At 64.3% G+C, this 25,460-nt stretch carries 25 protein-coding genes; 11 read left to right on the top strand and 14 right to left on the bottom strand.

The window, feature by feature from the left end; genetic code table 11:
* Nucleotides 1-65: 65 nt before the first annotated feature.
* Both NY08_RS13150 and NY08_RS13145 read left to right on the top strand, forming a co-directional pair.
* Nucleotides 66-1,079, top strand: coding sequence for an alpha/beta hydrolase (locus NY08_RS13150; protein WP_235387247.1), 1,014 nt, complete (start codon nt 66-68; stop codon nt 1,077-1,079).
* A 62-nt stretch (nt 1,080-1,141) separates the two neighbouring features.
* Nucleotides 1,142-1,357, top strand: coding sequence for a DUF2945 domain-containing protein (locus tag NY08_RS13145; RefSeq protein ID WP_032395999.1), 216 nt, complete (start codon nt 1,142-1,144; stop codon nt 1,355-1,357).
* A 57-nt stretch (nt 1,358-1,414) separates the two neighbouring features.
* Here NY08_RS13145 and NY08_RS13140 read toward each other — a convergent pair whose 3' ends face one another.
* Complete coding sequence (locus NY08_RS13140; protein WP_045200341.1) at nt 1,415-3,421, bottom strand: hypothetical protein; 2,007 nt, start codon at nt 3,419-3,421, stop codon at nt 1,415-1,417.
* Nucleotides 3,422-3,462: 41 nt separating this feature from the next.
* The gene (locus NY08_RS13135; RefSeq protein ID WP_045196788.1) at nt 3,463-4,704 is read right to left on the bottom strand and encodes an ATP-grasp domain-containing protein; all 1,242 of its coding nucleotides are present in this window, start codon (nt 4,702-4,704) and stop codon (nt 3,463-3,465) included.
* Between the two features lie 216 nt (nt 4,705-4,920).
* Here NY08_RS13135 and NY08_RS13130 point away from each other — a divergent pair, with 216 nt between their 5' ends.
* The 3 genes from NY08_RS13130 (at nt 4,921) to NY08_RS13120 (ending at nt 6,883) form a co-directional block, all read left to right on the top strand.
* A complete protein-coding gene (locus tag NY08_RS13130) occupies nt 4,921-5,262 on the top strand; it encodes a GNAT family N-acetyltransferase (protein ID WP_032396329.1) in 342 nt (113 codons plus the stop codon).
* Nucleotides 5,263-5,343: 81 nt separating this feature from the next.
* Nucleotides 5,344-6,279, top strand: coding sequence for a pirin family protein (locus NY08_RS13125; protein WP_045196786.1), 936 nt, complete (start codon nt 5,344-5,346; stop codon nt 6,277-6,279).
* 28 nt (nt 6,280-6,307) lie between these two features.
* A complete protein-coding gene (locus NY08_RS13120) occupies nt 6,308-6,883 on the top strand; it encodes a hypothetical protein (protein WP_045196784.1) in 576 nt (191 codons plus the stop codon).
* On the opposite strand, the gene NY08_RS13115 is transcribed toward NY08_RS13120, so the two are convergent.
* Nucleotides 6,880-7,833 carry a DAPG hydrolase family protein gene (locus NY08_RS13115; protein ID WP_230596846.1) on the bottom strand — a complete coding sequence of 318 codons (954 nt, stop codon included), beginning with the start codon at nt 7,831-7,833 and terminating at the stop codon, nt 6,880-6,882. The two genes, NY08_RS13120 and NY08_RS13115, sit on opposite strands and share 4 nt — an antisense overlap.
* A 60-nt stretch (nt 7,834-7,893) precedes the next feature.
* On the opposite strand from NY08_RS13115, the gene NY08_RS25170 reads away from it, so the two are divergent.
* Nucleotides 7,894-8,508, top strand: coding sequence for a TetR/AcrR family transcriptional regulator (locus NY08_RS25170; protein WP_052049656.1), 615 nt, complete (start codon nt 7,894-7,896; stop codon nt 8,506-8,508).
* Between the two features lie 15 nt (nt 8,509-8,523).
* Here the strand turns inward: NY08_RS25170 and NY08_RS13105 are convergent, their stop codons facing one another.
* The 8 genes from NY08_RS13105 to NY08_RS13070 form a co-directional block, all read right to left on the bottom strand.
* Complete coding sequence (locus NY08_RS13105; protein ID WP_045196782.1) at nt 8,524-9,249, bottom strand: YoaK family protein; 726 nt, start codon at nt 9,247-9,249, stop codon at nt 8,524-8,526.
* 50 nt (nt 9,250-9,299) lie between these two features.
* A complete protein-coding gene (locus tag NY08_RS13100; RefSeq protein ID WP_082073790.1) occupies nt 9,300-10,052 on the bottom strand; it encodes a TauD/TfdA dioxygenase family protein in 753 nt (250 codons plus the stop codon).
* Complete coding sequence (locus NY08_RS13095; protein WP_045196780.1) at nt 10,049-11,071, bottom strand: D-alanine--D-alanine ligase family protein; 1,023 nt, start codon at nt 11,069-11,071, stop codon at nt 10,049-10,051. The genes NY08_RS13100 and NY08_RS13095 overlap by 4 nt, the downstream gene beginning before the upstream one ends.
* A complete protein-coding gene (locus NY08_RS13090) occupies nt 11,071-12,357 on the bottom strand; it encodes an ATP-grasp enzyme (RefSeq protein WP_045196778.1) in 1,287 nt (428 codons plus the stop codon). Before NY08_RS13090 ends, NY08_RS13095 begins: the two co-directional genes overlap by 1 nt.
* Nucleotides 12,354-13,133: an O-methyltransferase gene (locus NY08_RS13085; protein ID WP_045200333.1), complete on the bottom strand. Its 780-nt coding sequence runs from the start codon at nt 13,131-13,133 to the stop codon at nt 12,354-12,356. The genes NY08_RS13090 and NY08_RS13085 overlap by 4 nt, the downstream gene beginning before the upstream one ends.
* 17 nt (nt 13,134-13,150) lie before the next feature.
* Nucleotides 13,151-14,362 carry a sedoheptulose 7-phosphate cyclase gene (locus NY08_RS13080; protein ID WP_045196776.1) on the bottom strand — a complete coding sequence of 404 codons (1,212 nt, stop codon included), beginning with the start codon at nt 14,360-14,362 and terminating at the stop codon, nt 13,151-13,153.
* Between the two features lie 61 nt (nt 14,363-14,423).
* The gene (locus NY08_RS13075; RefSeq protein ID WP_032395993.1) at nt 14,424-15,089 is read right to left on the bottom strand and encodes an HAD-IA family hydrolase; all 666 of its coding nucleotides are present in this window, start codon (nt 15,087-15,089) and stop codon (nt 14,424-14,426) included.
* A gap of 133 nt (nt 15,090-15,222) precedes the next feature.
* Nucleotides 15,223-16,728, bottom strand: a complete 1,506-nt coding sequence (locus NY08_RS13070; protein WP_052683790.1) for an adenylate/guanylate cyclase domain-containing protein — start codon at nt 16,726-16,728, stop codon at nt 15,223-15,225.
* A 154-nt stretch (nt 16,729-16,882) separates the two neighbouring features.
* On the opposite strand from NY08_RS13070, the gene NY08_RS13065 reads away from it, so the two are divergent.
* The 4 genes from NY08_RS13065 to NY08_RS13050 all read left to right on the top strand — a co-directional run bounded on the left by NY08_RS13065 (nt 16,883) and on the right by NY08_RS13050 (nt 21,992).
* Nucleotides 16,883-17,788, top strand: coding sequence for an AurF N-oxygenase family protein (locus tag NY08_RS13065; protein WP_045200329.1), 906 nt, complete (start codon nt 16,883-16,885; stop codon nt 17,786-17,788).
* A gap of 44 nt (nt 17,789-17,832) precedes the next feature.
* On the top strand, nt 17,833-19,329 hold the full coding sequence (locus NY08_RS13060; protein WP_045196774.1) for an FAD-dependent oxidoreductase: 1,497 nt from the start codon (nt 17,833-17,835) through the stop codon (nt 19,327-19,329).
* A gap of 99 nt (nt 19,330-19,428) precedes the next feature.
* The gene (locus tag NY08_RS13055) at nt 19,429-20,526 is read left to right on the top strand and encodes a ferredoxin reductase (protein WP_176459128.1); all 1,098 of its coding nucleotides are present in this window, start codon (nt 19,429-19,431) and stop codon (nt 20,524-20,526) included.
* Nucleotides 20,527-20,549: 23 nt separating this feature from the next.
* On the top strand, nt 20,550-21,992 hold the full coding sequence (locus NY08_RS13050; RefSeq protein ID WP_032395989.1) for a fatty acid desaturase family protein: 1,443 nt from the start codon (nt 20,550-20,552) through the stop codon (nt 21,990-21,992).
* A 75-nt stretch (nt 21,993-22,067) separates the two neighbouring features.
* Here NY08_RS13050 and NY08_RS13045 read toward each other — a convergent pair whose 3' ends face one another.
* Nucleotides 22,068-23,420: an MFS transporter gene (locus NY08_RS13045; protein ID WP_045196772.1), complete on the bottom strand. Its 1,353-nt coding sequence runs from the start codon at nt 23,418-23,420 to the stop codon at nt 22,068-22,070.
* Between the two features lie 224 nt (nt 23,421-23,644).
* Between NY08_RS13045 and NY08_RS13040 the strand changes: the two genes are divergently transcribed.
* Nucleotides 23,645-24,466 (top strand): class I SAM-dependent methyltransferase, encoded by an 822-nt coding sequence (locus tag NY08_RS13040; RefSeq protein ID WP_045196770.1) that lies wholly within the window; start codon nt 23,645-23,647, stop codon nt 24,464-24,466.
* Nucleotides 24,467-24,471: 5 nt separating this feature from the next.
* Here NY08_RS13040 and NY08_RS13035 read toward each other — a convergent pair whose 3' ends face one another.
* Nucleotides 24,472-24,912, bottom strand: coding sequence for an SRPBCC family protein (locus tag NY08_RS13035; RefSeq protein ID WP_045196768.1), 441 nt, complete (start codon nt 24,910-24,912; stop codon nt 24,472-24,474).
* A 28-nt stretch (nt 24,913-24,940) separates the two neighbouring features.
* Entirely contained in the window at nt 24,941-25,408 is a 468-nt protein-coding gene (locus tag NY08_RS13030; protein ID WP_032395985.1) for an SRPBCC domain-containing protein, read from the bottom strand.
* Nucleotides 25,409-25,460: the final 52 nt, after the last annotated feature.

Raw genomic sequence — 25,460 nt, 5'->3', positions numbered from 1 at the left:
ATCGGTTTCGTAATCCGATCGTTAGCGGTAGGAAGCGAAATTCGTGCGACCCTCGTGTGGTGCTGATGTTGCGTGTGGGGCAGAAGAGGAAGAAGCGGACTCGATCCGCTGCGGTCGTGGCGGCCGCGGCGGTAGCGTCGATGCTGATGACCGGAGCGTCGGTGCAGGCGCTGCCGGGGAACACGGGGTCGGCCGACGCGGCTGCGGGCGCCGTCGGCATCCATCAGGTGTCGGCGACCCGAGCGGTACTGAACGTGTTCTCCCCGTCCATGAATCGCGTCGTATCCAACGAGGTGCTGCATTCCCCCGACGACGGACCAGCACCCACTCTCGTGCTGCTCAACGGCGCGCTCGGCAACGAGGACGGCGTGGGCTGGCTCAACAATTCCGGCGTCGAGAAGTTCTTCCTGGACAAGAAGGTCACCGTGGTGGCACCGATCGGTGGCCGGTTCAGCTTCTACACCGACTGGCAGACAACGGATCCGGTGCTCGGCAGCAACAAGTGGCAGACCTACCTCACCCGCGAACTGCCTGCCGCCGTCGACGCAGCCTACGGATCGACCGGCAGGCGCGGCGTGGCAGGGCTGTCGATGAGTGGTGGTCCGGCACTCGACCTCGCGATCCAGGTCCCGGACGTGTTCGACGCGGCCGCGTCCTTCAGTGGATGTCCGGCACCGTCCACTCCGCTTGCCACGGCGGGTATATCGGCGATGATCGCCGGCGGACTCAACAATCCCTTCAATATGTGGGGGCTACCGGGAAGCCAGGGATGGCGCGATCACGACCCATCGCTCAACGTCGAGCGGCTGCGCGGAACCGCGGTGTACGTCAGTTCGTCCCGCGGACTCCCGGGGCCCGTCGATCGCATCCCCGAAGGCGCGATCCCGCCCTTCGGAGGGATGGCGGTCGAAGCGATGGTCAACCACTGCACGTCGATCTTCGTCGACGCTCTGCGCCGAGCGGACGTGCCGGCGACGGTGTCCATGCGCGAGGAGGGCGCGCACACCTGGCCGCTGTTCGAGGATCAGCTACGCGAGGCGTGGTTCACCACGCTGGCACCTGCTCTGGGAACCAGGTGATTGCGCCGACACCGGCGCGGGTACGCGTCGGTGGACATCACCGACGAAGGGACGACTCGAACATGTCGAAGGACGAATTGCACAAGGGCGACAAGGTCGAATGGCAGACCCACGGAACGAAGACCGAGGGCGAAGTGGTGGAGAAGATCACCTCCGATACCGAAGCCGCAGGCCGGACCGTGAAGGCATCGAAGGACGACCCGCAGTACCGGGTCGAGAGCGACAAGTCGGGTAAGGACGCGGTGCACAAGCCGGACGCGCTCGACAAGAAGGACTGACGACACACGGCTCTTCCGATGCACCCGAGTGCACGGCCTCGGGTGCATCGGAGGATCTCAGGCCTGAGGCACCGAACGTTCTGCGCCCCAACTCCGTTCGATGTAGCCTCGGATCCGCTCGATGTCCTCGGCCGGGATTCTCTCCGGCTCGCCGTGCTCGAGTGGATCGGTGTGGAAGATGTAGAGCCGTGAGGCGAACTGGTCGAACGGCAGCGAACCTTCGCCTGCGCGTTCGCCGTTGCCCGCCGTACCCACCACGACGCCGTCGCCCCAGTCCTGCCCGCTGTCGTTGTTCGGGTTGAAGAAGTACACCCGCATGACACCGTCGGGGTCTGCGGACACGCGCAGAATCGTGATGGCGTGCCACCCCACATACCGTGCGGCACTGTCGGTTACGGCCACACCGGCCGGTTGTGGATGGATCAACGGTTGGTGCCCGTTGTATTCCGGGTGGTACGCGGCGTAGAACTGCCGCAGGAAGACGTCCAGGTCCACGAGATTGCCGGTCGCGACGTCGACGTCGATGTGGAATTCGCGTGCCGACCACCAGCCGTGGAACTCGGGGTTGACCCAGCGGTGCGGATCACCGGGACGATCGGCGCAACGGCGGACCATCTCGGCGTAGATGCGGTCGAGGTGCGGAACCAACAACAGCGACGCGGGATCGAGGTCCACCGGATCGGACGTGGCGACGCCGCTGACGCTCTCGGTCGACGAGATCGACTGCCCCTCGAAGTGCATGACGATCTCCTCGTCACGCGCCGCCCACACCACCATCTGCAGCAGGTAGTCGGGATCGTTGTAGGCCCACATCGACAACGCCCGCGCCGACTGACACGTCGGGTTGTCGCCCTGGCCGACGCCCAGGGGCTGCCCGAGCATCGAGAGCAAACCCCCGAGCAAGCGTGACTCCGGCGCGGGGACGGGCCCGAACGAGGTGATCAGTCGCTCCCGCACCGCGGGAGCGAGTTTCAGCGAGATCTGGCGCCACAGGGACGGCACGATCGGCGGCTGATGCAGAATTCCCCGATCGAGCAGCAGCGCCAATCCGTAGAGGCACTGCGCGGTCTCGGGATACACCGTCTCCTCGATGAGGCGATGAACCAGTTCGGGATACCGCGTCAGGCAGGTCCGGCCGGTATCGGACAGACCGAGCGCCTCGGGCAGAACATACGAGTAATGGTCGACGAGATACTGCGTCAGCGTCGCGTGGTACGGCGAGACCAGACCGGTGTCGTGCATGGCCCGCGCGAATCCACGGGCCTCGAACTGCAATGCCTCGACGTCCATCGCCTCGAGCCGAGACCGGTACACCTCGACGCCCGGGTCCTCGCGGCAGGCATCGGTGGTGCCGAACAGCGCCGTGATCAATCGATCGAGGCCCTGCCCGGAGTTGCCGAGGTCCACGGTCGGGTCGTCGCGATAGATGGCGATGCGCGTGACCATCGCCTTGATGGTGTCCACCTGAATCGGACGCTGGCGCAGAATCCGCCAGATCTCCTCGACCAACTCGTCGAGCACGCTGTCGTACCCGATCTGCTGCGCGACGTAGCCGAACAGATCGCGAATCAGATGCGCGGTGCGGCCCAATCGAACTCGCTCCGACTCCGACGGCGGTGTGAAGAGCACGTCGAGGTTGAGTGCGAGAACCTGCGAGAGAAATCGCCGAGCCTCCTCGGCGGTCACGGCCGGATGCTCGTACTCACCCGCGACGATCGCGATCATGCGCAGTTCGCTGGTCGCCTCGAGCACCACGGTGTCGTCGTTGCCGCTGCGCAGGCTCGGCCCCACGAACGCCGGGACGAGAATGTCCGGCTGGGCCCAGTCGGTACCTGCGAACAGTCCGGCCTGCTCGAGCATCGCGGCGCGTTCGCGAATTGCGCTGCAACCGCCGGGCTGCAACAACACTCGATGCAGGCCGTCGAGAACCCGTCGCACCTTGGTGTTCTTGCTGAACTCCGGTGCGTCGGCCAAAGCATGCATCGCGTGGTCGAGTTGGGCCAGTCGCGATGCCAGGGCCCGGTCCACGGCCGTGGTTGCGTTCGTCGGTGCCGGCTCGTGCATCGTCTGCGACGGCGGGTTGGTGTCGTCCCCGAGTTGCTGCTTCACACGTAGAAGTCCAGTTCTTCCTGTTGCCTCAGCAGATCACGCATTCGGTACGGGTCCTCGCCGAAGAAGTACAGCAGGCCCCAGTGAGTACCGAATGCTGTTCTCTTGGTGACGGTTTCCTCGACCGGAGCGGACAGGTCGTTGGTCTCGTAGTAGTCGTCGTCTGCGGTGACATCGGGGATGACGAGATCGCTGACGACGCGTCGCCGCGGGTAGACGCCGAAGCATCCGGCGTGACCGGTGGCGTCGACCACCTCTCTCGGGAAGAAGGCGTCGATCTCCTCCTCGGTGGTCTTCGGGTCGAACGCCAATGCCAGGCCCTGGTACGCGTTGAAGCCGTAGGCGCGCTCGAGCAGCTCGAAGACTTTGAAACCCGGTGGCCGGTAAGCAACTTCACCGAAGTACATCTCGCCGTCGCTGGTGACGAAGTACTCGGGGTGAATGAAACCGAATTCGATGTCGAAGGTCTTGATCAGCTTCTCGATCTGCACCGTGATCTGCTCGCGGTACTTCTCCAGTTCCGGTGTGGCCGGGACGAACACCGAGTAACCGAGCCTGACGTACTCGGAGATGTTGAGGAACTTGATCTTGCCGTTGTGAATCCATGCTTCGACCGCGAATTCCCAGCCGTCGAGGTGCGATTCCATCAGCGCCGGAAATTCCTCGTCGGGAATGGAGTCGACCTCGTCAGGGGTGCGAATGACGCGGTGGCCGAGGCAACCGGCCTTGTCGAAGGCCTTGACATGAATCGGGTCGTTGGGATCGCCGTCGAGCTTGAGCAGCGTCTGGTTGACACGCTTGAGGAATCGAATGACGTCCTCACGGTCGTGGGCTTCCTCGAAGATGCCCACTCGAATGCCGCCGAGCTGAGCACGGCGCTTCATCAAGGACTTGTCGCGCAACAGCATTGCCTGACCGAACAGGCGTGGGTTGCCGAGCAACACCGAGTTGATGGCACCGGCCCACTCCACTGTCTCCTCGTACAACGGAATCGCGACGTCGACGCCCTTGGCCTGCAGGGTCTCGGCGATTTCCAGCGAGCGATCGTTGAGTCGCTCGAAGTTCCACGGGAGGTACGGAATGTCGTGCTCGGTGCAGTACGCCTCGGCCCACTCCGGGGCGACGACCACGTAGCGCCGATCGAACTTGTCCAGTGCTTCCACTGCGGCCAAACTCCAGCCCAGCAGGGCCACGAAACCTTTGTTCGGGTCTTTCTCCAGCCTGTCTGGCTGAGCCATGAAGTTCCTTCCCCTTGATGATTCATCGGTCGAGGTCCTTCGCTCCACCGTACAGAGGCGCAAACGGTCGCTCGGCACCCCTGTCGGTGACGGTGGATCACGAACCCGCCGTACGCAGGTGCTCGGTGCGGTTCACGATCGACAGATCTCCGCCGATCGTGCACGATCGTGACCGACGAGGTGCGGTGCGCGCCTACCGGGAACGAGGAGTGCGGAATGACGGTCGACAAAACCGGTGCCGAGGTCGAGATCTCCCAGCAGGCGGACCGTTTCACCGTCTCGGTGGAGGGTTCGCAGGTCGGCTTCACCGAGTTCGCCGACGACGAGCAGGGCAGGCGCATCTTCTTCCACACCGAGGTCGACGCAGCCTACGGCGGACGTGGTCTGGCAACGATTCTCGTGCAGCAGGCGCTCGACGCCACCCGTTCCGACGCCAGGCGAATCGTTCCGATCTGCGAACTGGTGGCCGCCTTCGTGGGTAAGCATCGGGAGTACGACGACATCGTCGAACCGGTCACCGACGAGATCCGGCAGTGGCTGGCCGACCGGCAGGGCTGACCGCGGGAATACCGTCGGACACCGCCGGGTTTAAGCGCCTAGAGTAGTTGCAGAGTCAACTACATTGCCGAAAGGGAGCCCATGCCCGCAGTGACGGTCGACAACATCCTCGCGTTGCCCCGCATCCCCATGCCCGACGCCACCGCCGTCCCCCGGCCGGTCCGGTCGGTCACGACGGCACCGACGGGATACGAGGGGGAGGGCTTTCCCGTTCGCAGAGCATTCGCCGGACTGGACATGTCGTCCCTCGACCCGTTCATTCACATGGATCAGATGGGCGAGGTGAATTACGCGCCCGGTGAGCCGAAGGGGACGCCGTGGCATCCGCACCGCGGGTTCGAGACGGTGACCTACATGATCGACGGGATCATGGAGCACAAGGACTCCCACGGCGGCGGCGGAATCATCAGCGGTGGCGACACCCAGTGGATGACGGCGGGCGGTGGCATTCTGCACATCGAGGCTCCGCCCGAGCATCTGGTGATGTCGGGCGGGCTGTTCCACGGTGTGCAGCTCTGGGTCAATCTGCCGCGCGCGAACAAGATGGCGCATCCGCGTTACCAGGACATCACCGGGAGCAAGGTAGCGCTGGCGTCGAGTCCGGACGGCGGTGCGCTGGTGCGTGTCATCGCCGGCGAGATCGCCGGTCTGCAGGGGCCGGGTTCGACGTACACCCCGATTGCGCTCTCGCACAGCACGATCGCGCCGGGAGCGGCGCTGACGCTGCCGTGGAATCGAGAATTCAACGCACTCGTCTATGTTCTCGCGGGAGAGGGCACGGTGGGCGCGGAGAAGCGTCCGATCAGGATGGGGCAGACGGCACTGTTCGGCCGCGGCGACACCATCGAGATGTCCGCATCCGCGGAGGGGGAGTCGCTCGAGGTGTTCGTTCTGGGTGGCCGGCCGATTCGGGAACCCGTCGCGATGGCAGGCCCGTTCGTGATGAACACCAAGTCCGAAGTGCTGCAGGCGTTCGAGGACTACCAGGCCGGTCGGCTCGGAGTCCCCGTCGAATAATCGCGCCTACCGTGCAACGATCTCCGGCATGAGCGACGCAGAACCCGGTATCGGTGGAACACGGCTGTACAGCCGATTGGTCACCCGCGCGGACGGCCCGCTCGAGCCCACGCGGGCGGCCAGGAGGCTTTCCGCCTACGTCTACGGAAACATCCTGGTCCTCGCGGCGGTCGCGGCATCGACGCCCAGCTCGATCGAGCACGGAACGGCGGCTGTTCTGGTTCTGGCCACTGCGGTGACGACGTTTCTCGCGCATGTGTTCGCGGACTTCGTCGCGGGCAGTCAGATCCCCGAAGCCCACGGTGATGCCACCGACGAGCAACGCAAGTTCAAGGCCGTCGAGGAATTTCGCGATGCCGTTCCCATCCTGAGTTCCGGCACCGTCCCTGCGTTGATGCTGGCCCTCGGTTGGTTGTCGGTGCTCCCGGGCCAATGGTCGGAACTGCTGGCCGGCGCAGTGATCGTGGTGCGCATCGCCACGATTCAGATGGTCACCCAGCGAATTCGCGGCAATCGCTTGACCTTCCGTGCCTTTCTGGGTGGCCTGGCCACCGCTGCGGTTGCTGCGTCGATCGTGCTGGCGAAGGTGTTCCTGGGGCACTAGCTCCCGAACTCGGCGTACAACTCCGGTAGGAAGCCCGCGAGATGGTTCATCTCCTGTCCGCAGTGCAGCAGGAGGTCTCGGGCGAGATCGAGGCCCAGAACGAGGTCCGTCGGGTCCACCGACGCCCCACGGCCGACGGCGCACGCGGCCTGCTTGACGTCCGGTACGTGGAGCCCTCGTAGGTTCAGGAAGAAGCGGCTACGCATCTCGGCACCACCGTCGACAGGGCGCACCTGGTGGGCCAGCCAGCCCAGATCCACCGGTGCGATGGAACTGCCCACTCGGCCGAAGACGATCGTCTGATCTGCGGGAACGTCGAATCCGTGCGCGATCGGATCGCGAAAGGCAATGCCCAACTGCTGCAGCTTCGGACCGACGTATTCGTCCACGAACGTCGTGTTGCCGATGTACTTGGCCTTGTCGGGAATGTCGAGTGACGTTCGATCCTCGGCGAAGTCTGCGTAGAGGTGGGCATCGGGATGCCACAGCTTGTATCGCGCGGCCTCGGTGGAATGCCAGCCGAACCACCAGTCCCACATCGCTGCCGTCACGCGCGGCATCACCGTACGGACCGCTACGAACGTCACCCCGTCGGCGCGGCGACCGTATCCGGTCTCGATCGTGGAGTAGCCGGTGGACGCGAGATCGGTTGTGATCGCATCGAATCCGGGGATCGACTCGGGCGCGAGGGCAGGTCCCGCGTAGGCGTCCGCGACGACCGCCGGTGCGGGCGTCGTCCTCGGTGCCATGTATCGGGCATACGGCAGGTTTCGATCGGCCTCGCGGTAGCCCTGGTAGCGCTCGGTGCACTGGCCGCCCGAGCCGGTCGCCGGGGCAGCTGCCGCCTTGGCGACCGGGCCGACGACGGCGATGGTGGCCGCGGCAGCCGCTCCGATCATGATCTGGCGTCTGGTGGGCCCCCGGCCCGTGTTCCCCCCGATGCTCAACATCGGTTGAGACTAGGTCTCGGAATCGACGGATGTCAACGGCCTGGCACTACACTGCGCGGTATGAGGTCGGCACACTCCAAGGACGACGAGTCGAGAGTGCGTCGGCGCGACGAGATCGCCACTGCCGCCATCGAGGTGCTCGCCACGCAGGGGCTGCGCGGATTGACCCACCGGGCGGTGGACGCCGCAGCGGGACTCGGCCCCGGATCGGTGAACTACCACGCGCCCACCCGGAGTCGGCTGCTTCACCTGGCTCTCGGTCAACTGTTCGTCCGCGACTTCGAGGTTGCCGGAGCGACGTTCGGCACTCTGGTGGACGTCAAACCGCTCACCGTCGACGTCGTGATATCCCACATCATCGACTTCATCGACGCCATGACATCGGCAGACGCGGTCAAACGGGTGATCGCGCGCCACATCATGCTCGGCGAGGCGCAGCACGACGACGAAATCCGCGAGTTGTTCGACAGTCAACGTGCAGCATTCGTCACCTACACCCAGTGGATCGTCGCCTCGCTGGACTCCGAGGATCCGCCCTCCGATGCCGAAACTCTCGTGGTGATGATCGAAGGTCTCGTTCAGCGGCAAGTGCTGATCGGATCGCGACTTTCCCCCACCTTCATCGAGCAGATGTTGCGCAAGATCATCGTGGCCTCGCCGTTGGTCGAGGGCTGACCGGGGGACGTTGCTTCATCCCAGCAGCGTGCGACGCTCGGTGTGGGTGAAGGTGAAGATCGTTGCGCCGAAGCTGAGCAGTGCGGTCAGAAGCAGCACCTGGGGTCCGGTGATGACGACGCCGATGAAGGCTCCGATCGCTCCGCCCAACGCGAACGATCCGAGAAGGGCTGTGTAGCACAGCCAGTCGTAGCGCGTTCCCCCGCCGAACAGGTGCCGTTCGATACCCTGGCCCAGCTTCACCAGCGTTCCGGTGACGTAGCTCAGCGGAATGTAGGTCTCTTCCTTCTTCGTGAACGCGGTGTTGAGTGCGCCGAGTGCGAAGGCCACCAACAGAATCGGGTAGAAGTTCACGTTCGCCGACGACCATCCCGAGATGGCGATGTCTATGGCTCCCGCTCCGGCGAGCGCGATCGTGGTCAGCACCGTTGCTCCGTGGGGATGGTTCGACCAGTACCGACGGCGGCAGATCGACGAGATCACCACCCCGGCCAGAAAAGAGCCCATGAGCGCGAGAGCCGCTATCGGTGAGGCGCCCGGGGTGACCTCCTTGCCCTCGGGGTGCCCGAAGTGCCCGACGACAGCACGTTCGGTGTTGCCGGTCATGAAGGTCACGAAGTAGCCGGCGGAATGCAAGAACGCCACTGCGCCCACCATCCCGGCCAGTCCGGACAATATCCAGGACAGACGAGCTTCGGGACCGACTGCTGTGTCGCGGCTGATTGCCACCGGAGAAGTCATGACTCGATTCTCCTGGCTACGGGCGAACCGGCAAATCTTTGAGTTGTCAATCACATAACCGACGCCGATTCACCATTCGCCACCATTCCGCGATGCATCACCCTGTTTCCCACGACTCCGCTGTGATCGGCTCGATGCATCACACATCGGTTGTCCCACATCACCACATCGTCGGGTGCCCACGCATGCCGCAACAGGTTGGTTTCGCGAGTCGAGTGCTCGAACAGCACTTGCACGGTCTCGTGCGCCTCCTCGGAGGACATTCCACTGATCGCGACGCACCGCGCCGGTGCCGACAACGCCAGTGCAGTGCGCCCGGACACGGGATGCACTGCGAACAGGGGATGTTCGGCACTGGAATCGGTGTCCGACGCCACCCCGGTCACTCGATGCGTCACGGTTCGCCCGGCCAGGTTCGCTTTCAGGTCGGCGGGCAGTGTGTCGTAGGCCTCGTACTGATCGCTGAACAGCGTGCTGCCTCCGGCTTCCGGTACCTCGACCGCGCGTAACGCGGTGTAGGCAGGCGGATTCGGCACATACGTGGTGTCGACGTGGAACGTCGACTTCGGCGGGGTGGTTCGGCCGACGTTGCTGATGACGTTCAGATCGGGGAAGCCCGGCACCGGCGTCTCGCCCTCGGTGAACATCATGTCGCCGAACCGTCGGAGAAACGCCAGGAAACCCGCGTCGTCCAAGGGCTGCTCGCGCAGAATCAGCACGCCGTGTTCGGCCAACAGCGCTCGCAGTTCTTCGGTGTCGGTAGAGCTCAGGTCCAGCTCGGCGATCTCGATTCCCAACGTCACGAGGACAGCTCCTTCACCGACAGTTCGTCGAGCGATCGTGCGAACAGTTCGTCGACGGCGATGCCCGCCGCCGAGGCCATCACCGCGAGCACGCTCGACGGCGAGTACGAGCAGTACAGGCCGGCCTCGAGGAACCACGGCTCCCCGTCGGGGTCGATTCGGAAGTCGAAGAGACCGTAGTGTCGGCAGCCGAGAGAGCGATAGCACGATCGTGCTGCGGCCCAGACCTTCTCGGTGATCGGATCGGAGACGTCGACCATCCACGCCTTGGTCTGCTCCTTCGCGACCAGGTACAGATCTCCGTCCGAGGTGCGATTCAACTTGTCGGCGCTGGTGCGGATCGACTCGACGGCGTACTCCTCGAGCGGAAGACAGATCAGCTCGTCGCCTCGGGCGATGATGCCGCAACGTACCTCCCGGCCGAGTGGAACGTACGACTCCACCAGTGCCGCAGACGAGTACGCCAGAGCCTCGCTCACTGCGGTTGCCAGACGGTCGGATTCGCGAACGAGCGCGACGCCCATCGAGTTGTCCGAGTCGACCGGCTTGACGACCACGGGCAGATCGACGTCGATGTCGTCGCCGCAGCGGACCACCACCCCGGTGGGTACGGCGACCCCGGCCGCAGCGACGACGGCTCGGGCACGGGCCTTGTCCGCCGTCATCGCCATCACATCAGGACCGTTGCCCACGTACGGCACGCCCAACAGATCGAACAGACTGCGGTACGTCGTCATCCCGGGCAGGCAGAACATCTGCGGCACCATGACGTCGAAATGCCACGACGACATGATTTCCACTGCCTGTGCCAACGACATCTGCTGCGCCGCAGCCACACTGGCGGCATCGATACCGCCGGGGAAGCTCCAGAGCCCACCGGGGGAGACGAACGCCACCTCGCAGCGGTAGTCGGGATTCCCGCCGAGCGCGTCGAGGAATCCGCCCGCGTACACCCGCGACAGATCGCAATGGAACTCGTCCACCGACGATCCGACCAACACCAGTACCGACAGGGTCATCAGTCGCCTCCGTTCTCCACGAGCTTGCCGATGTTGAAGTCGATGCGCGACCAGCCACGTCGCGCCAGCAGATTGCGCAGCAACAGGGACGGGATCTGGAGGTGGTGCACGAGAAAGTACGGCAGAGGATCCCATCCGGTCAGGATGGCGTCCTTGCCGCGGAAGATGCTGCGAAGGCGAGCTTTTCGGTTGCCCTCGGAGATCAAGCGCCATATCTCGTGGTAGACCCAGTAGGTCGGCCGAGCCGTCGGACGCGGCACGATCACCGGGTGGCCGTCGTCGAGATACGCGGCCGCCAGGTCGGGATGGTCGTAGAACATCGTGATGGCCGAGTGGGTGCGGGGGTTGCATTCGATCGCGTAGATGTGGCCGTCGGCGGCGGATTCTATGAAGTCGAACGACAGCTGGCCGGTCACGTCCAGAGAAGAGACGAATGTTTCCACCCAGCGCAGGATGTCCGGCTTGTCCACCATCTCGTAGTTGACCTGGAACGCCGAGGACACGCAACAGCCGTACACCTGCAGCCGACCCTGGCGTACCGTGCCGTGCGTGCAGTACTCCTGACCGGCGATGAACTCCTGCAGAATCCACGGATCGTCGTCCGTGATGTGCAGGCTCCTGGCGAACGACGAGTTCCGCTCCGGTGTGCGTGCCGACAACCGCGTCAGGTCCATTCGCCCGACCGGGTTGTACGAGATCCGTTTCAGAATGTATTCGCGACCCGGCGGAAACTCGAAGTCGTCGATCTGGGCGGGATCGGTGATCCGCCGGAAGTCGGGCACGCGAAGTCCCAACGATGTTGCGTGCTCGGAGAATCGGGACTTGTCGTCGACCATTCGCACGGTGTCCGCGTCGCCGTGGATCACTTCGCAGTGCGGGTCGAGCACGGCCCTGGCGTCTGCGTCGTGAATGCTCGCCGCAGGGCTGGCCACGGGGACGAAGACATCGACGTTCTCGCGTCGAACGATGTCCAGCAGAGCCTGCGCGTATCCCGGGGCACCCGGATCGGGTACACAGTGAAATCGGTCGACGGCCCGGGAGAACCGGTGGCCGGTGAAGCGGTACTTGGCCGATTCCACCAGGATCACCCGGTGCCCGGCGAGGTGAAAGGAGCGAGCGAGCTGCAGTGCCTTGGTCATCTTGCCGCCGCTGATCAGCACCGTTCTGGGTGACTCGGATCGGCGGGTGGGCGGCGCAGTGCCACCGATCGCGGCCACCGCCGTCGCCGCGAGGTCGGCGGGCAGGGTGGCCGCGAGACCGAGCAGCGCGGCAACCGTACGAATCATGTTCGACGGATGAGCGTGACGCCGTCGCGCAGAGGAAGCAGAACCTGCTCCACGCGAGGGTCTTTCGCTACGTAGTCGTTGAATTCGGCGACGGCCCTGCCGTTCTCGGTGGGCTGCTCGCTGTACGGCTGGCCCTGCAGCAGGGTGTTGTCGACCGCGATCACGGCGTTCTCGGCGAGCAGTTCGCTACCGAGCAGGTACTCCACGTAGGCGCGGTACCCGGTTTTGTCGGCGTCGATGAACACCAGGTCGAACCGACCGTCGAGCCGTCGAAGGGTCTCCAGTGCCGGACCGACCTCCACCGTGATGGACGAGCCCGCAGGTGATTCCGCGAAGCAGGACTGCGCGAACTCGGCCACGTACGGATCCACCTCGCACGCCACCACCTCACCGCCTGCAGGCAGAGCCTCGGCCATCGCCAGTGCCGAATAGCCGGTGAACATACCGATCTCGAGTACCCGCTTCGCCCCGGTCATGTGCACGAGAAACGCGAGGAAGCGTCCCTCCACGTGGCCGGAGAGCATCTCCATCTCCAGGGGCCCCGAGCCGGAGACCACGTCGCGTGATCTCCAGTCCTCGGTGCGGGTCCGCGACGCCAGTGTCGCCAGCGCTGCGGATTGGGAGGTGGTACAGGTGTCGAGATACGGGTCGAGTCCCGCTGCGAGATCGCGGGCTCGATGAACACGGGTGGTCAGCTCGTCGGTCACCCCGGCACCGGCGTCGAGCAGATCTGCTATCTCGCTCAGCTCACGCGCCAGAATGGTCGTCGGGGTCACCGGTCGCGGGGCCTTCGTCACGGCGTCGGCGCGGTGAACATGTCGAGGCCCTCGCCTGCCCGGGGGAAGTCCAGGCAGATCTTCTTGTGCAGCGTCAGGACATCGGCCAGCTCCGCTGCGTCGAGGTCGTTGAGGAAGCGGCACGTGCCGATCGGATCGGGCACCGCGGCACGCAGGATCCCGTCGCGTGTCTTGAGGATCGATGCCGTTGCCTCGGAAAGCAATTCGGGTGTCAGGTACGGGCTGTCCAGGGCCAGGCCGATGCTGGACATCACACCGAGTACGCGATCGCGGTCGGCCGTGGACAGATGTCCGCGTTGCTCGGCGACGGTCGTCGAGAGCGCCATGTCGATGTTGATCGCGTGACCGTGGAAGAACGGTGCAGGCGGGGTCAGCTCGAGCGTCGGACTCCAGGTGTGACCGAAGGCGATGACGCGATCGAGATCGATCTCGTGCAGATTGGGGGCCTCGAGTTCGAGCATCGTCGCGATCGCCGAGTAGGTCAGTTTGTCTGCGACCGAACGTAATTCCGCTGTTCCGTCGAGATGGCCGAATCGGGTTCGCAGCAGTTCGGGCCCGTACTGTTCGAGCATCTCGAAGATTTCCAAGTTGCCGACCACGGAGATCTTGATCAGCTCGGCCATGCCGTTGCGCACCTGGTCCTCGGGCAGCGTGCCGAGGAACGAGAAGTCCAGCAGCACCTTCTGTGACGCGTGGTAGGCACCGAGGCGGTTCTTGTGCTTTCCGTAGTTGACGGCCACCTTGATGGACACGCTTGCATCGATCAAGCCGATCAGGGTGGTGGGAATGCGGATGTACGGGGTGTTGCGGCGGTAGCTGGCGCACGCGAATCCTGCTACGTCCGTTGTCAGTCCGCCGCCCACCACCAGTACCGGCTCGGTGCGGACCAGACCGAATGCATCGAACTCACCCACGATGCGCTCGAAGGTCTCCAGCGACTTGGCGGTCTCCGCGATGTGCACCGGAACCACCGTCAGCGCGATCTCGTGGTGATCGAAGTATGCGCTGATCCGGTCGCCGTAGATGTCGTGCACCGCTTCGTCGACGACCATCAGCGCGCGACCGTACGGCCGGTAGCTGTCGGCCAATTCGGTGTTCTCGATCGCGAACACCCCGTCGACGTAGATCAGGTCGTACTCGATGCGCTCGTATCCCTCGACGCGAAACGACCTGTCCCCGGCAACGACCTGGGCCTGAAGATTGCTCACTGGTTACTCCTGGAGGATTGGATGAGAAGGTCAGACAAAACGCGCGCTCCGCAGGTCGGGCTCAGGCGGAGAGCAGAGCTCGGACGCGCTCGGGATCGAGTGCATCTACGGTCTCGGTGGCCGAGTCGAATTCGGTGCCCGCAGTGTTCTCGTTGGGGAATGCCACACAGGTGATGCCCGCAGCCGCTGCCGCCTGGACACCGCCGGCGTTGTCTTCGATGGCCACACTGTCGGACGCGTTCTCGCCCAGCGTCTTCAGCGCGTACTGGTACGAGGCGGGGTCGGGCTTTCCCGGCTCGACCGAGGTGGCGTCGACGATGACGTCGAACGAGTCGGCGGTGAGTTCGGGAGACAGAGCCGCGAGGAGCGCGTCGATGTTCTCTCGCGAGGTCGTCGTCACGAAGCCGACTTTGAGGCCGTTCGCTTTGGCGGAGTCGATCGTGTCGGCGACTCCCGGACGTGTCTTGACGTCGGACTCGCCGATCAGTCGTTGGAAGATCTCCGATTTGGTGGCGTGTACTGCCGCGGCGTCCACCTCGGTACCGGTCTCGGACGCGTATTCGCTGATGCGGTCGGCACCACCGTTCGAGCCGAGCATGGCCCGGTAGTCGTCCCGGGACCAGTTCCAGTTCAGATCGTGCGCTGCGAACGCCTCGTTGAACGAGCGACGCTGCAGTTCGGACGTGTCGACGAGTGTGCTGATCGAGCCGAACAGAATTGCGGGCATGGTTGCCTTTCGGAGCGAGAGACGTTGTACCAGTCAACGTCTCGCGTAAGCGCGATGGGGTGAGTTGGTTCGGGGGGTATGCCCCATCGGAGTCGAACGGGAAACCTTCGAATTTTTTTCGGCCGAGCGATCGTCAGCGGGGCCGCACGGGCGCAGCCAGAATGGTCGGTGTCGAGCGGCCGCGCAGTGTCACCGTCTCGCCCGTCGTCCAGTGCGTGCGTTCGTCGTCGGATGCGTGATCGAGCACCGTCGACGACGTGAGCACGTCGGTGTCGGGGTCATCCTTGGCGAGATCGGTGAGCCGGGCCGCCTGGTTCACCGTGTCGCCGATGACGGTGTACTCGAAACGCGACTCGGCGCCGATGTTGCCGGCGATGACCGATCCGTACGTGACTCCGATGCCCAACTCGTAGTCGCCGTCGATGGACAGTTCGGCCGCCAGGGTGCGCGCGGTGCGTAGTGCGGCGGTCGCGGGATCCGGGTGATCGACCGGAGCACCGAAGATCAGCAATGCGGCATCACCCTCGAACTTGTTGACGAATCCGCCGCCTCGCTCGCCGTGCTCCACGACGACCGCGAAAAATCGATTGAGCCAGTCCACCACGGCTTCGGCCGATTCTCGTTCGGCGCGAGCCGTCGAACCCACGAGATCGACGAACAGCACCGCCACAGTCCGATTCTCGCCGCCGAGGCGGGGTGCGCTCGCGAGCGCTCGTTGGGCGACGTCCTGGCCCACGTGGCGACCGAACAGCGATCGGAGACGTTCGCGCTCGTCCAGTCCGACCACCATCTTGTTGAACCCGTTCTGCAAACGGCCGATCTCGGAGGCGTCGTAGACGTCGACACGGGTATCGGTCGCCCCGGCTTCGACGCGTTGCATGGCGCTGCTGACCTGCTGCAGCGGGTCCGAGACGGAGCGTCCGACCAGAAACATGCCGCCGAATCCGACGACCAGGGCAACCGCGGAGAGCGACACCATCGCGGGGGAAAGATCGACGTCGGGAGGGATGACGGTGTCGATCAACCTGCCGAGTCCGATGAGGCCCAACCCGAGAACGGGAATCGCTGTGCTCAGGACCCAGATGAGAACGACACGAAGCCGAACACCGAGAGCTGCGGAATCGGTGACCGCACCGACGTCCATCACCGCGGCTGTGATCGGGCGAAGAGTTCGTTCGGCCACCAGGTAACCCAGCGAGCACGTTGCCAAGCCGCCGAAGCTGACGGCGATCGCCACGATGATCGACAGCGCGGCACCGGCCGACGCATTGACCGAGACGAACACCGCGACGCCGAGCGCCCACAACAGAACGTGGACGCCGAGTTGGCGCAACGGCAGTCGGACGACGGCGATCGCGGTCTCGTCCGTCGGTGTTCCTCCGGTGTGCAGCCACCGAATCAGGGGTGCTGCGACGCGGAGCCCGAGCCCGATACCGATGGCGATCGCGACCGGTAGGTACACGAAGAACGCCAGGTAATTTCGGTCCGACAGGATCTCTTCGGAACCGACCGGCAGCGGCAGGACGAAGCGCGCCAATACGAACACGATGACGGCCCCGATGGCGTTGGCCGACACCATTCCCACCGCGTACAGACGCATGGGTCTGCGTTCGAGGGCAGATCGCAGGGCGGCGATCACCGGTGGTTCTCCGTGTTCGGCACGCTCGAACTCTAGGGGTCCGGCGAAAAGAATCCAGGAACTTCTGCCCGAACGACTACCTGTGTCGCTGAGTACCTGGTAATCTCCGTAACAGTTACCGACAGCCTTTTCGACGATGGAAGGAACCACGGCGATGACCAGCACACTGTCCCGGAACGACGTTCTCGAGCCGGAGGACGTTTCTGCTCGTCTGCTCGATTCCGCCGCCCAGCTGTCCTACGACCCGTCCGAGGAAGTCGACTGGGAAGCCGACCTCGATCCCTCCCTCTACGGACTCAATCCGGAGTGGAGCACCCTGTACGGGACGAAGCTGTGGGACGAGATGAGCGAGGAGCAGCGCATCACGCTCACTCGCCACGAGGTCTGCTCCATCATGAGCACCGGCATCTGGTTCGAGATGATCCTGCAGCAGATGGTTCTGCGCGATCAGTACTGCAAGGACTCGTCGAACTCCGACTTCCAATTCGCGCTCACCGAGATCGCCGACGAGTGCCGTCACTCGATCATGTTCGCGCGCGCCTGCCAGAAGATGGGCATCAAGGCATACCTGCCGCGTCGATCGAGCATCGAACTCGGCCGCGGCTTCAAGGCTCTCGCGTCCGCCGAGGTCGCCTACGGCGGCATCCTCGTCGCCGAAGAGGTGCTCGACGTCATGCAGCGCGACTGGATGCGCGGCGAAAACGTGCTGCCACTCGTGCGCACCACCAGCAAGATCCACGTCGTCGAGGAATCACGGCACATGACCTTCGCGCGCGCTCAGATGCGTGAGGAGATCGCCCAGAAGAGCCCTGCTCGCCGCAAGACCAGTGCGCTCGTCGTCGCGATCGCTGCTCGGCTGATCGTGTCCAACATGGTCAACAAGGAGGTCTACGCAGCAGCGGGCCTCGACGTCGACCGCGCGGTGAAGGAAGCGAAGAACAACGCGCACCACCACACGATGATGCGTACTTCGAGCGAGCACCTGATGGCATTTCTTCTCGACTGCGGTTTGATCACCAAGCCGGCCGAGATGATCTACCGTCGCTTGCACATGCTCTGATCGCACCGCTCCCGCTCGAGGCCGTGAAGGACATCCGATAACCCATGCCGTTCGCGATCACGCAGAACTGTTGCAACGACGCATCCTGCCTGTCGGTGTGTCCGGTCAATTGCATTCACCCGACACCCGACGAGCCGGACTTCGGTAAGACGGAACTGCTCTACATCGATCCGCGCTCGTGCATCGACTGCGGAGCCTGCGCCGACGCGTGTCCGGTGGACGCGATCACGCGCGTCTCGAGACTGACGCCGGATCAGCAGATCTATGCCGACATCAACGCCGACTACTACAAGGACAAGCCCGCCGTGGCCGAGTGGGGCGCGCCCCGATTCCCGGTGGCGACGGTCAACGACCTCCCGCCGATCGACATCGCCATCGTCGGAACCGGGCCTGCGGCCTGCTACACCGCTCAGGCGTTGCTGAGGGTGCCCGGCACCAGCGTCACCTTCTACGACCGGCTGCCTGTCGCGGGCGGTCTCGCCCGCTACGGCGTCGCTCCCGATCACCTGGGTACCCGACGCATCAGCGAGCACTTCCGTGGGATCTTCGCTCATCCTCGGGTGACGATGAAGCTGGGCGTCGAGGTCGGTAAGGACGTCGACCACGTCGAACTGGCCCGCAAGTTCGATTCGGTGGTCTACGCCGTCGGTGCCGACAAGGACCGGGCCCTCGAGATTCCCGGTATCGACCTCGACGGATCCGTCAGCGCGCGCACCCTGGTGGGCTGGTACACCGGCCACCCCGACGTTCCCGCCGACGCGATCGATCTCGCCGGCGTCGACCGCGTCACCATCATCGGAAACGGCAACGTCGCGCTCGACGCTGCTCGTATCCTCACCGCCGACCCGGACGGGCTCGACGGAACCGAGATCGCCCCGCACGCGCTGGCCGAGCTGCGTCGCCATCGAGTGAACGAGGTCGTCGTACTCGCCCGTCGTGGGCCCGAGTTCGCGGCGTTCACTCGTTCCGAGTGCAAGGCTCTGGTCGATCGGGCAGGCGTCGACGTCGTGGTGGCAGGTCCGGACGGAATCGTCGACGCGATCGATCGGCTGCCGTTGTCCGCTCCCGCATCGGCTCTTGCCGGGGCAACGCGAGTCGAACTGGGATCCTCGGTGCAGGGCCGGCGCATCGTGTTCGCGTTCGGCCGGGCACCGGCTGCTCTGCACGGAAGCGGCTCGGTGGGGTCCATCGAGGTGGGGGTGGGTGAACACGCGGTCACTCTCTCGTCGGAGCTGGTGCTGCTCGCGATCGGATACCGCGGAACTCCGTCACCGGGCATTCCGTTCGACGACATCACCGGCACCATTCGCAACGAGGGTGGTCGTATCACCGCCGCCGACGGCACTCCGGTTCCAGGCTGTTACGTCGTCGGTTGGGCCAAGAGAGGTGCCACCGGTGGCATCGGCGACAACAAGATCGACGCCGAGGAAACCGCCGAAGCGCTGCTGGCCGACGTGCCGACACGCGGGTCTGCGCGTCCGCTCGGCTGGTACGGAAAAGTGAGTGCGGCCCTGGGCGACCGCGTCTCGCGAGTGCGCTGACCGGCCGGTATCGCGCGGTTCTGTTCACCTTGTGTAGCAGTCTCATTCGAGTCTGAGCGATTCGGATGTGCAGCGCGGCGCACAGGGTTACCGTTGAGTATGGCTGAACGGGGGGCCAAGCCCCAGGTTTCTTTTGTGAGACGGACGATGCTGCGCGCAGTCCGATCGTTGTTCAATCCGCTCCGGCCCGACGACTACCTGTCGATGATCAACCCGCTGTGGACCACTCGCGAACTTCGAGGGAAGGTCGAGCGGGTGGTTCCGGAGGGGTCGGAGGCCGTCTCGGTGTACATCCGTCCAGGTTTCGAGTGGCAGGGCCACACGCCCGGGCAGTACGTCCGACTCGGAGTGCTCATCGACGGTCGGTACCACTGGCGGGCGTATTCGATCACCTCCGATCCGGATCCGGTGGACGGCCTGGTCAGTGTCAGCCCCAAGCTGGTGCCCTCGGGCACTGTCTCGCCGTACCTGGTGGGCACCATCAGAACGGGCGATATCGTCCGGCTCAGCGAAGTCGAGGGTGAGTTCACTCTGCCGAGCCCGATTCCGGAAAAAATGGTCTTCATCAGCGCGGGCAGCGGGATCACGCCCATCATCAGCATGTTGCGCGCCCTCGACCACCACGATCAGGTGACCGATGCAGTCGTGGTGCACTCGGTGCACAACCGCGAGCAGTTGATGTTCGCGGACACGCTCGACGAGCTCGAGGCCAAGCACGCCGGGCTCACGGTGAAGTTGCGGATCACCAGCGACGAGGGGCGGATGAAGGCCTCCGAACTGGACGAGCTGGTTCCCGATTGGCGTGAGCGTGAAGCATTCTGCTCCGGCCCGGGTGAACATCTGGACGATCTGCGCTCGTACTGGAAAGACCAGGGCGACTACGACAGATTCCATCACGAGAGCTTCCAACCGGTCATCGGCGGCGGAGACGATGCAGGTGAGGGCGGCACCGTGCGCTTCCTCAACAGCAAGAAGGACGTCGAATGCGACGGCGGCACAACCATTCTCGCCGCAGGTGAAGAAGCCGGGTTGGATCTGACCTACGGCTGCCGCATCGGCATCTGCCACACCTGTGTAGGTACCCTCAAAAAGGGGCGTTTACGTGACCTACGTAACGGGGATATCTCCGAACCTACGGGGCAAGCGGTTCGGATCTGTGTCAACACCGCCGAGGGCGACATCGAAATCGAACTCTGATCAACCATCGAACAGGGGAATTCATGACGATCGACGAAACCACCAGGCGTACCGGCACCAGTGACGAACCGGTGAACCCGTTGGCGCACCTGAGCGACGAGACCATTGCCGAACTGGCCAAGGAGTTCGACGCCATCCACGACGAGGTCTACGCCAGCCTCGGCGACAAGGACCGCAAATACATCACGTCGGTGATCGCCGCCCAGCGTCAGTTGCTGGTCGCGGGGCGTGTGCTGCTTCTCGGCTCCACCAGCAAGCCGGCCTGGCTCGCCGGAACGACATGCCTCGGGATCGCGAAGATCCTCGAGAACATGGAGATCGGCCACAACGTCATGCACGGCCAGTGGGACTGGATGAACGATCCGGAAATCCATTCGTCCGTGTGGGACTGGGACACCGCCTCCACCGCCAGTTCGTGGAAGCACTCCCACAACTACGTGCACCACACGTACACGAACATTCGCGGCAAGGACAAGGATCTCGGGTACGAGATCATGCGTATCGACCCACGTCAGAAGTGGCACCCTGCGTACCTGGCCCAGCCGTTCTACAACGTTCTGCTGATGGCGTTCTTCGAGTGGGGCGTCGCCCTGCACGATCTCGACATCGAGGCCATCCGTCGTGGCGAGAAGCCGATCAAGGATCTCGTCGAGGACCTCAAGGGCATCGGCGTCAAGGCGCGTAAGCAGTTCGTCAAGGACTACGTGGGCTGGCCGATCATCAGCGCCGGTGCGTTCGCGCTGGCGCAGCTGGCTTCGGGTGGCCGGTTGCCCGAGAGCAAGAGGTCGCGTCTGGCGTCCAAGCTGCGTGGGTCGGCTCGGTTCGGAAAGAACCGCAGGACGGCGTCCTTCCTGGACAGCCGGTTCAGTGGAGTGGAGAGCACGTTCCTGTCCACGTTGGCCGCCAACTTCACCGCCAACATCATTCGTAACGTCTGGTCGAACGCGATCATCTTCTGCGGCCACTTTCCCGACCAGGCCTACACCTTCAGCCAGGAAGAGGTCGAGAACGAGACTCGCGGCGGCTGGTACGTCCGTCAGCTGGTCGGTGCCGCCAACATCGACGGCGGACCACTGTTCCACCTGATGAGCGGCAACCTCAGCTACCAGGTGGAACACCACCTGTACCCGGACATGCCCAGCACTCGCTACGCGGACGTCGCGCCGAAGATCAAGGACATCTGCGAGCGCTACGAGCTGCCGTACAACACCGGACCGTTCTTTCAGCAGTGGGGCATGGTCCAGCGGACCATCGCACGGCTGGCGTTCCCGGGCGGCAAGACTCGGCCGAAGCCGGGCCCCTACCGTCCTGAGGAGAGCTGGCGTCGTAAGTTCGCCGAGGGTGCCACCAAGGACAGCGAGGCCGCGAAGACGCGTGGGCGCGTGCCCGCCGGGCACCCGGCAGCCGGGCCCGAGCACAACTCCGGTGGCGTCGACGTTGCGCCACCGCCCCGCGGCGACGACTGAGTTTCGTCCGTAGAGAGCAGACAAGAACCGCGGCCACCCGACTTCCGGGTGGCCGCGGTTCTGCGTTGTGGTGGGTCAGGTCATGTCGACGTCCTTGGTCTCGATCAGCCTCTTGGTGCACACCAGACTCAGTACCGACAACAGGGCCAGCATGACGCCGATGGAGATGCTGCCGAATGCGGCCGTGAGCGGTGCAGCGAGCATCGGCGGAATCGCTCCGCCGAGAACTCCGGCGAGGTTGTAGCCCAAACCTGCTCCGGTGTAACGGAATCGAGTCTGGAACAGCTCGGGGAGCAGGGCTCCGGTCGGTCCGTAGGCCACTCCGAAGATGGCCAGCGTGACGCACATGCCGATCACGAACGCTGCCGGTGACCCGGTGTCGAGAACGGGGAACAGTGCGATCGACCAGGGTATCGCGATGATGCACGCTCCCATGATCACCCGCCGACGTCCCACCCGATCGGAGTAGGTGGCAGAGACCGCGATCGCGATTCCGAAGATCACCGCGGCTCCGATTCCGGTGATCAACACGAACGGGCGCTCGAATCCGAGTGTCTTGGTGCCGTAGCTCGTCAGGTACGCGGTTCCCATGTAGAAGAAGGCGAACAGTGATGCCAATGCACCTGCAGCAGTGATGATTTCACGCTTCTGGATGCGCCAGGCGTCGAAGATCGGCAGTTTCGTCGGAGCCGCGCTCGCCGGTGCCTGCTCCTCGACGAGCTTGTTGGCGCGAAAGACGGGGGTCTCCTCGATGGCCAACCGCATGTACAGGCCGATGAGTACCAGAACGGCGCTGAGCAGGAACGGGATTCGCCAACCGTAATTGAGGAACGTCTCGTTGGTATCGCCGAGCAGGAGACCGGTGGCGAGGAATGTCGCGCTGGAGAAGATGAAGGCGGCCGACGGTCCCAGCTGGGGGAACATCGCGTAGAACCCGCGTTTGCCGGGCGGTGCGTATTCGGCCGTGAGCAGGGTCGCGCCGGCCCATTCGCCGCCGACCGCGAACCCTTGTCCGAACCTGAGCAGTACCAGGATGATCGGCGCGGCCACGCCGATGGTCTCGGCGCCGGGGAGCAGACCGATCGCGAACGTGGACACACCCATCAGCAGCAGTGTCGAGATCAGGGTCTTCTTGCGGCCGATGCGGTCACCGAAGTGTCCGAACAGCACTGCGCCGACGGGCCTGGCGATGAACGCGACGGCGAACGTCGCGAACGAGGCCACCGTGCCTGCGGTGGAGCCGAGGGCCGGGAAGAAGATCGTCGGGAAGACCAGCGCTGCTGCGGTGCCGTAGATGAAGAAGTCGTAGAACTCGATCGTCGTGCCGATGCCACTGGCGACAGCGACCCGGCGGACACTGGTCTTGGTCTGCACCGCAGGTGGCGTCGACGCGGACACACCCGGGTCGTCGGGTGAGACAGTGGTCATTGTTCCTCCGTTTTGTCGGGTATCGGGTAAATGTGCAATACCGAGTGCGACGAACGGTAGTGACCCGGGTCACCCCACGAATACCCCCGGATGGGGGTGTGGGTGGCGGAAAGTGCGCACGTCCGCCGAGGGTTCGACTCAGGCGCACCTCAGGGTTCGCCGGTACCGTTTCGTCACGGGGGCGGAGAGCCCGTTTCTGCGGTCGGTGAAGCGGAGGTGTTCGTATGTCCATAGACCACAATCGAGACGTGTTCGACAGCGCGCGGGTAGCCGCTGCATACGTGGAGTACGCGGGTCCCACCGATGGGTTTCTCGACCGTGGGGAGGCGGCGGCGCTGGTCGCAGCAGCCGGGGTTGCTCGCGGAAAACCGGTACTGGATGTGGGCGTCGGCAGCGGCCGAACCACGGCGCTGCTGCGACTGCTCAGCGACAACTACGTCGCGATCGACTACGCACCGAACATGATCGCGAGCTTTCGACGGAACTTTCCCGACCTACCGGCGCACGTGGCCGACGCACGTGATCTCGCGGACTTCGCCGACGGGGAGTTCGGCTTGGTTGTGTTCAGCAACAACGGAATCGACACCGTGACACACGACGAACGCCGTCGGGTACTGGCAGAATTCCACCGAGTCCTCGGCGAGTCCGGAACTCTGGTCTTCTCCACTCTCAACCGCAACGGACCGTCGTTCGGGGAGAAGCCGTTTCAGCTGAGCAGGCCGACCCAGAAATTCACGTTCTCACTCGAGCGCATCGTGACCGCCGTCGGCAGGCGACTGCTCGATCCCGCCGGAGTCGTTCGTAGCGTTGCCAATTGGTGGTCTGCGCGCAGTCGAGTCGTCGATCGCGGAACGTGGGCCGTCGCTCCGCTCGCTGCGCACGATTTCGCTCCGTTCATGCACTTCACCACGGTGACGGATGTGCGACGACTGGTGACCGACGCCGGATTCACCATCTCCGAGATCTTCGCCGACGACGGTTCGATCGTGGCCCCCGACGCTCCTACGAGGTCGGCGGACAACTTCACCGTCGTCGCGCGAAAGTAAGGCTCTCAGCCCAGTCGCTCGAGTGCCTCGGTCATCTTCTCCACCGTATCCGGCGCGACCTTCGCCTCGAACCCTGCCTTCAGAAACGGGCCGGCCACCTTGGCGGCACCGTTGAATTCGATTTTCGCGTGGTAGTCGACTCGGGTCGAGCTCGGTCCTTCGGCGGTCAACGTGATGTCGTCGACGCTCGTGGCCGTCTTGTTCTCACCTTCGAACACGACGTGATCGGGCTCGTCGGTGACCAACGTGTAGGTCAGTTCGGTGGTGATACCGAACAACTTCGAAACGTTGTGCCACTGCGTGCCGACGGCAACCGGACCGTCGGAAATCTGTGTGCAACTCTGAGTCCCGGGATCCCACGCTGCCGCATTGGAGAAGTCCCGGAGAAATGCCGCTGCCTTCTCGATCTGCACTGCGGCGGTGAATGTTCTGGTGACGTCGACCATGACGCTCTCTCTTTCTTCTTCGTGTGGATCAGTCTTCGAGGCGGACGCCGAGATGGTCGGCGAGACGGCGCATGGTGTCGACGATCTGATCCTCGGTCACCCGGGGGAAGCCGGCCATCTTCCTGAACTCCTGGTCGGTGACGCGTGACCAGTCGTAGACCTGAGTCAGGGCAGTGCGATCCTCGGAGACCGCGTCGAGCTCCCAGGACCACCGCGTACCGCGAGGCTCCATGCCTCGACGACGAGGAATCCATCCGATGCGCCGGTCCTGCTCGAACACGAACACGGTGTTCTCCATGACGTACTCGCCGAGCTCCGGCTGATACATGTCCATCGCGAAGGTGTCGCCCACGGCCCCCAGCGGCATCGGGTCGATCGCCCCACGCAGCATTTCCGAGCCGTCGACCGCGGCCTGGACCTCGGGGTTGACAAGCGCGGTGAACACGGAGGCGGGGGGAGCGTCGATCACGCGCCGAACGGTCAACTCGTCGGTCATGGAACACGCCTTTCAGTTGTTTGTGCTGGCTACGGACTTACCCCCGGCTGCG

The sequence above is a fragment of the Rhodococcus sp. B7740 genome, from assembly GCF_000954115.1.
Taxonomy (GTDB): Bacteria; Actinomycetota; Actinomycetes; order Mycobacteriales; family Mycobacteriaceae; genus Rhodococcoides.
Note: the sequence above shows the minus strand (reverse complement) of the source record. Positions and strands in the feature narration are given on the sequence as shown.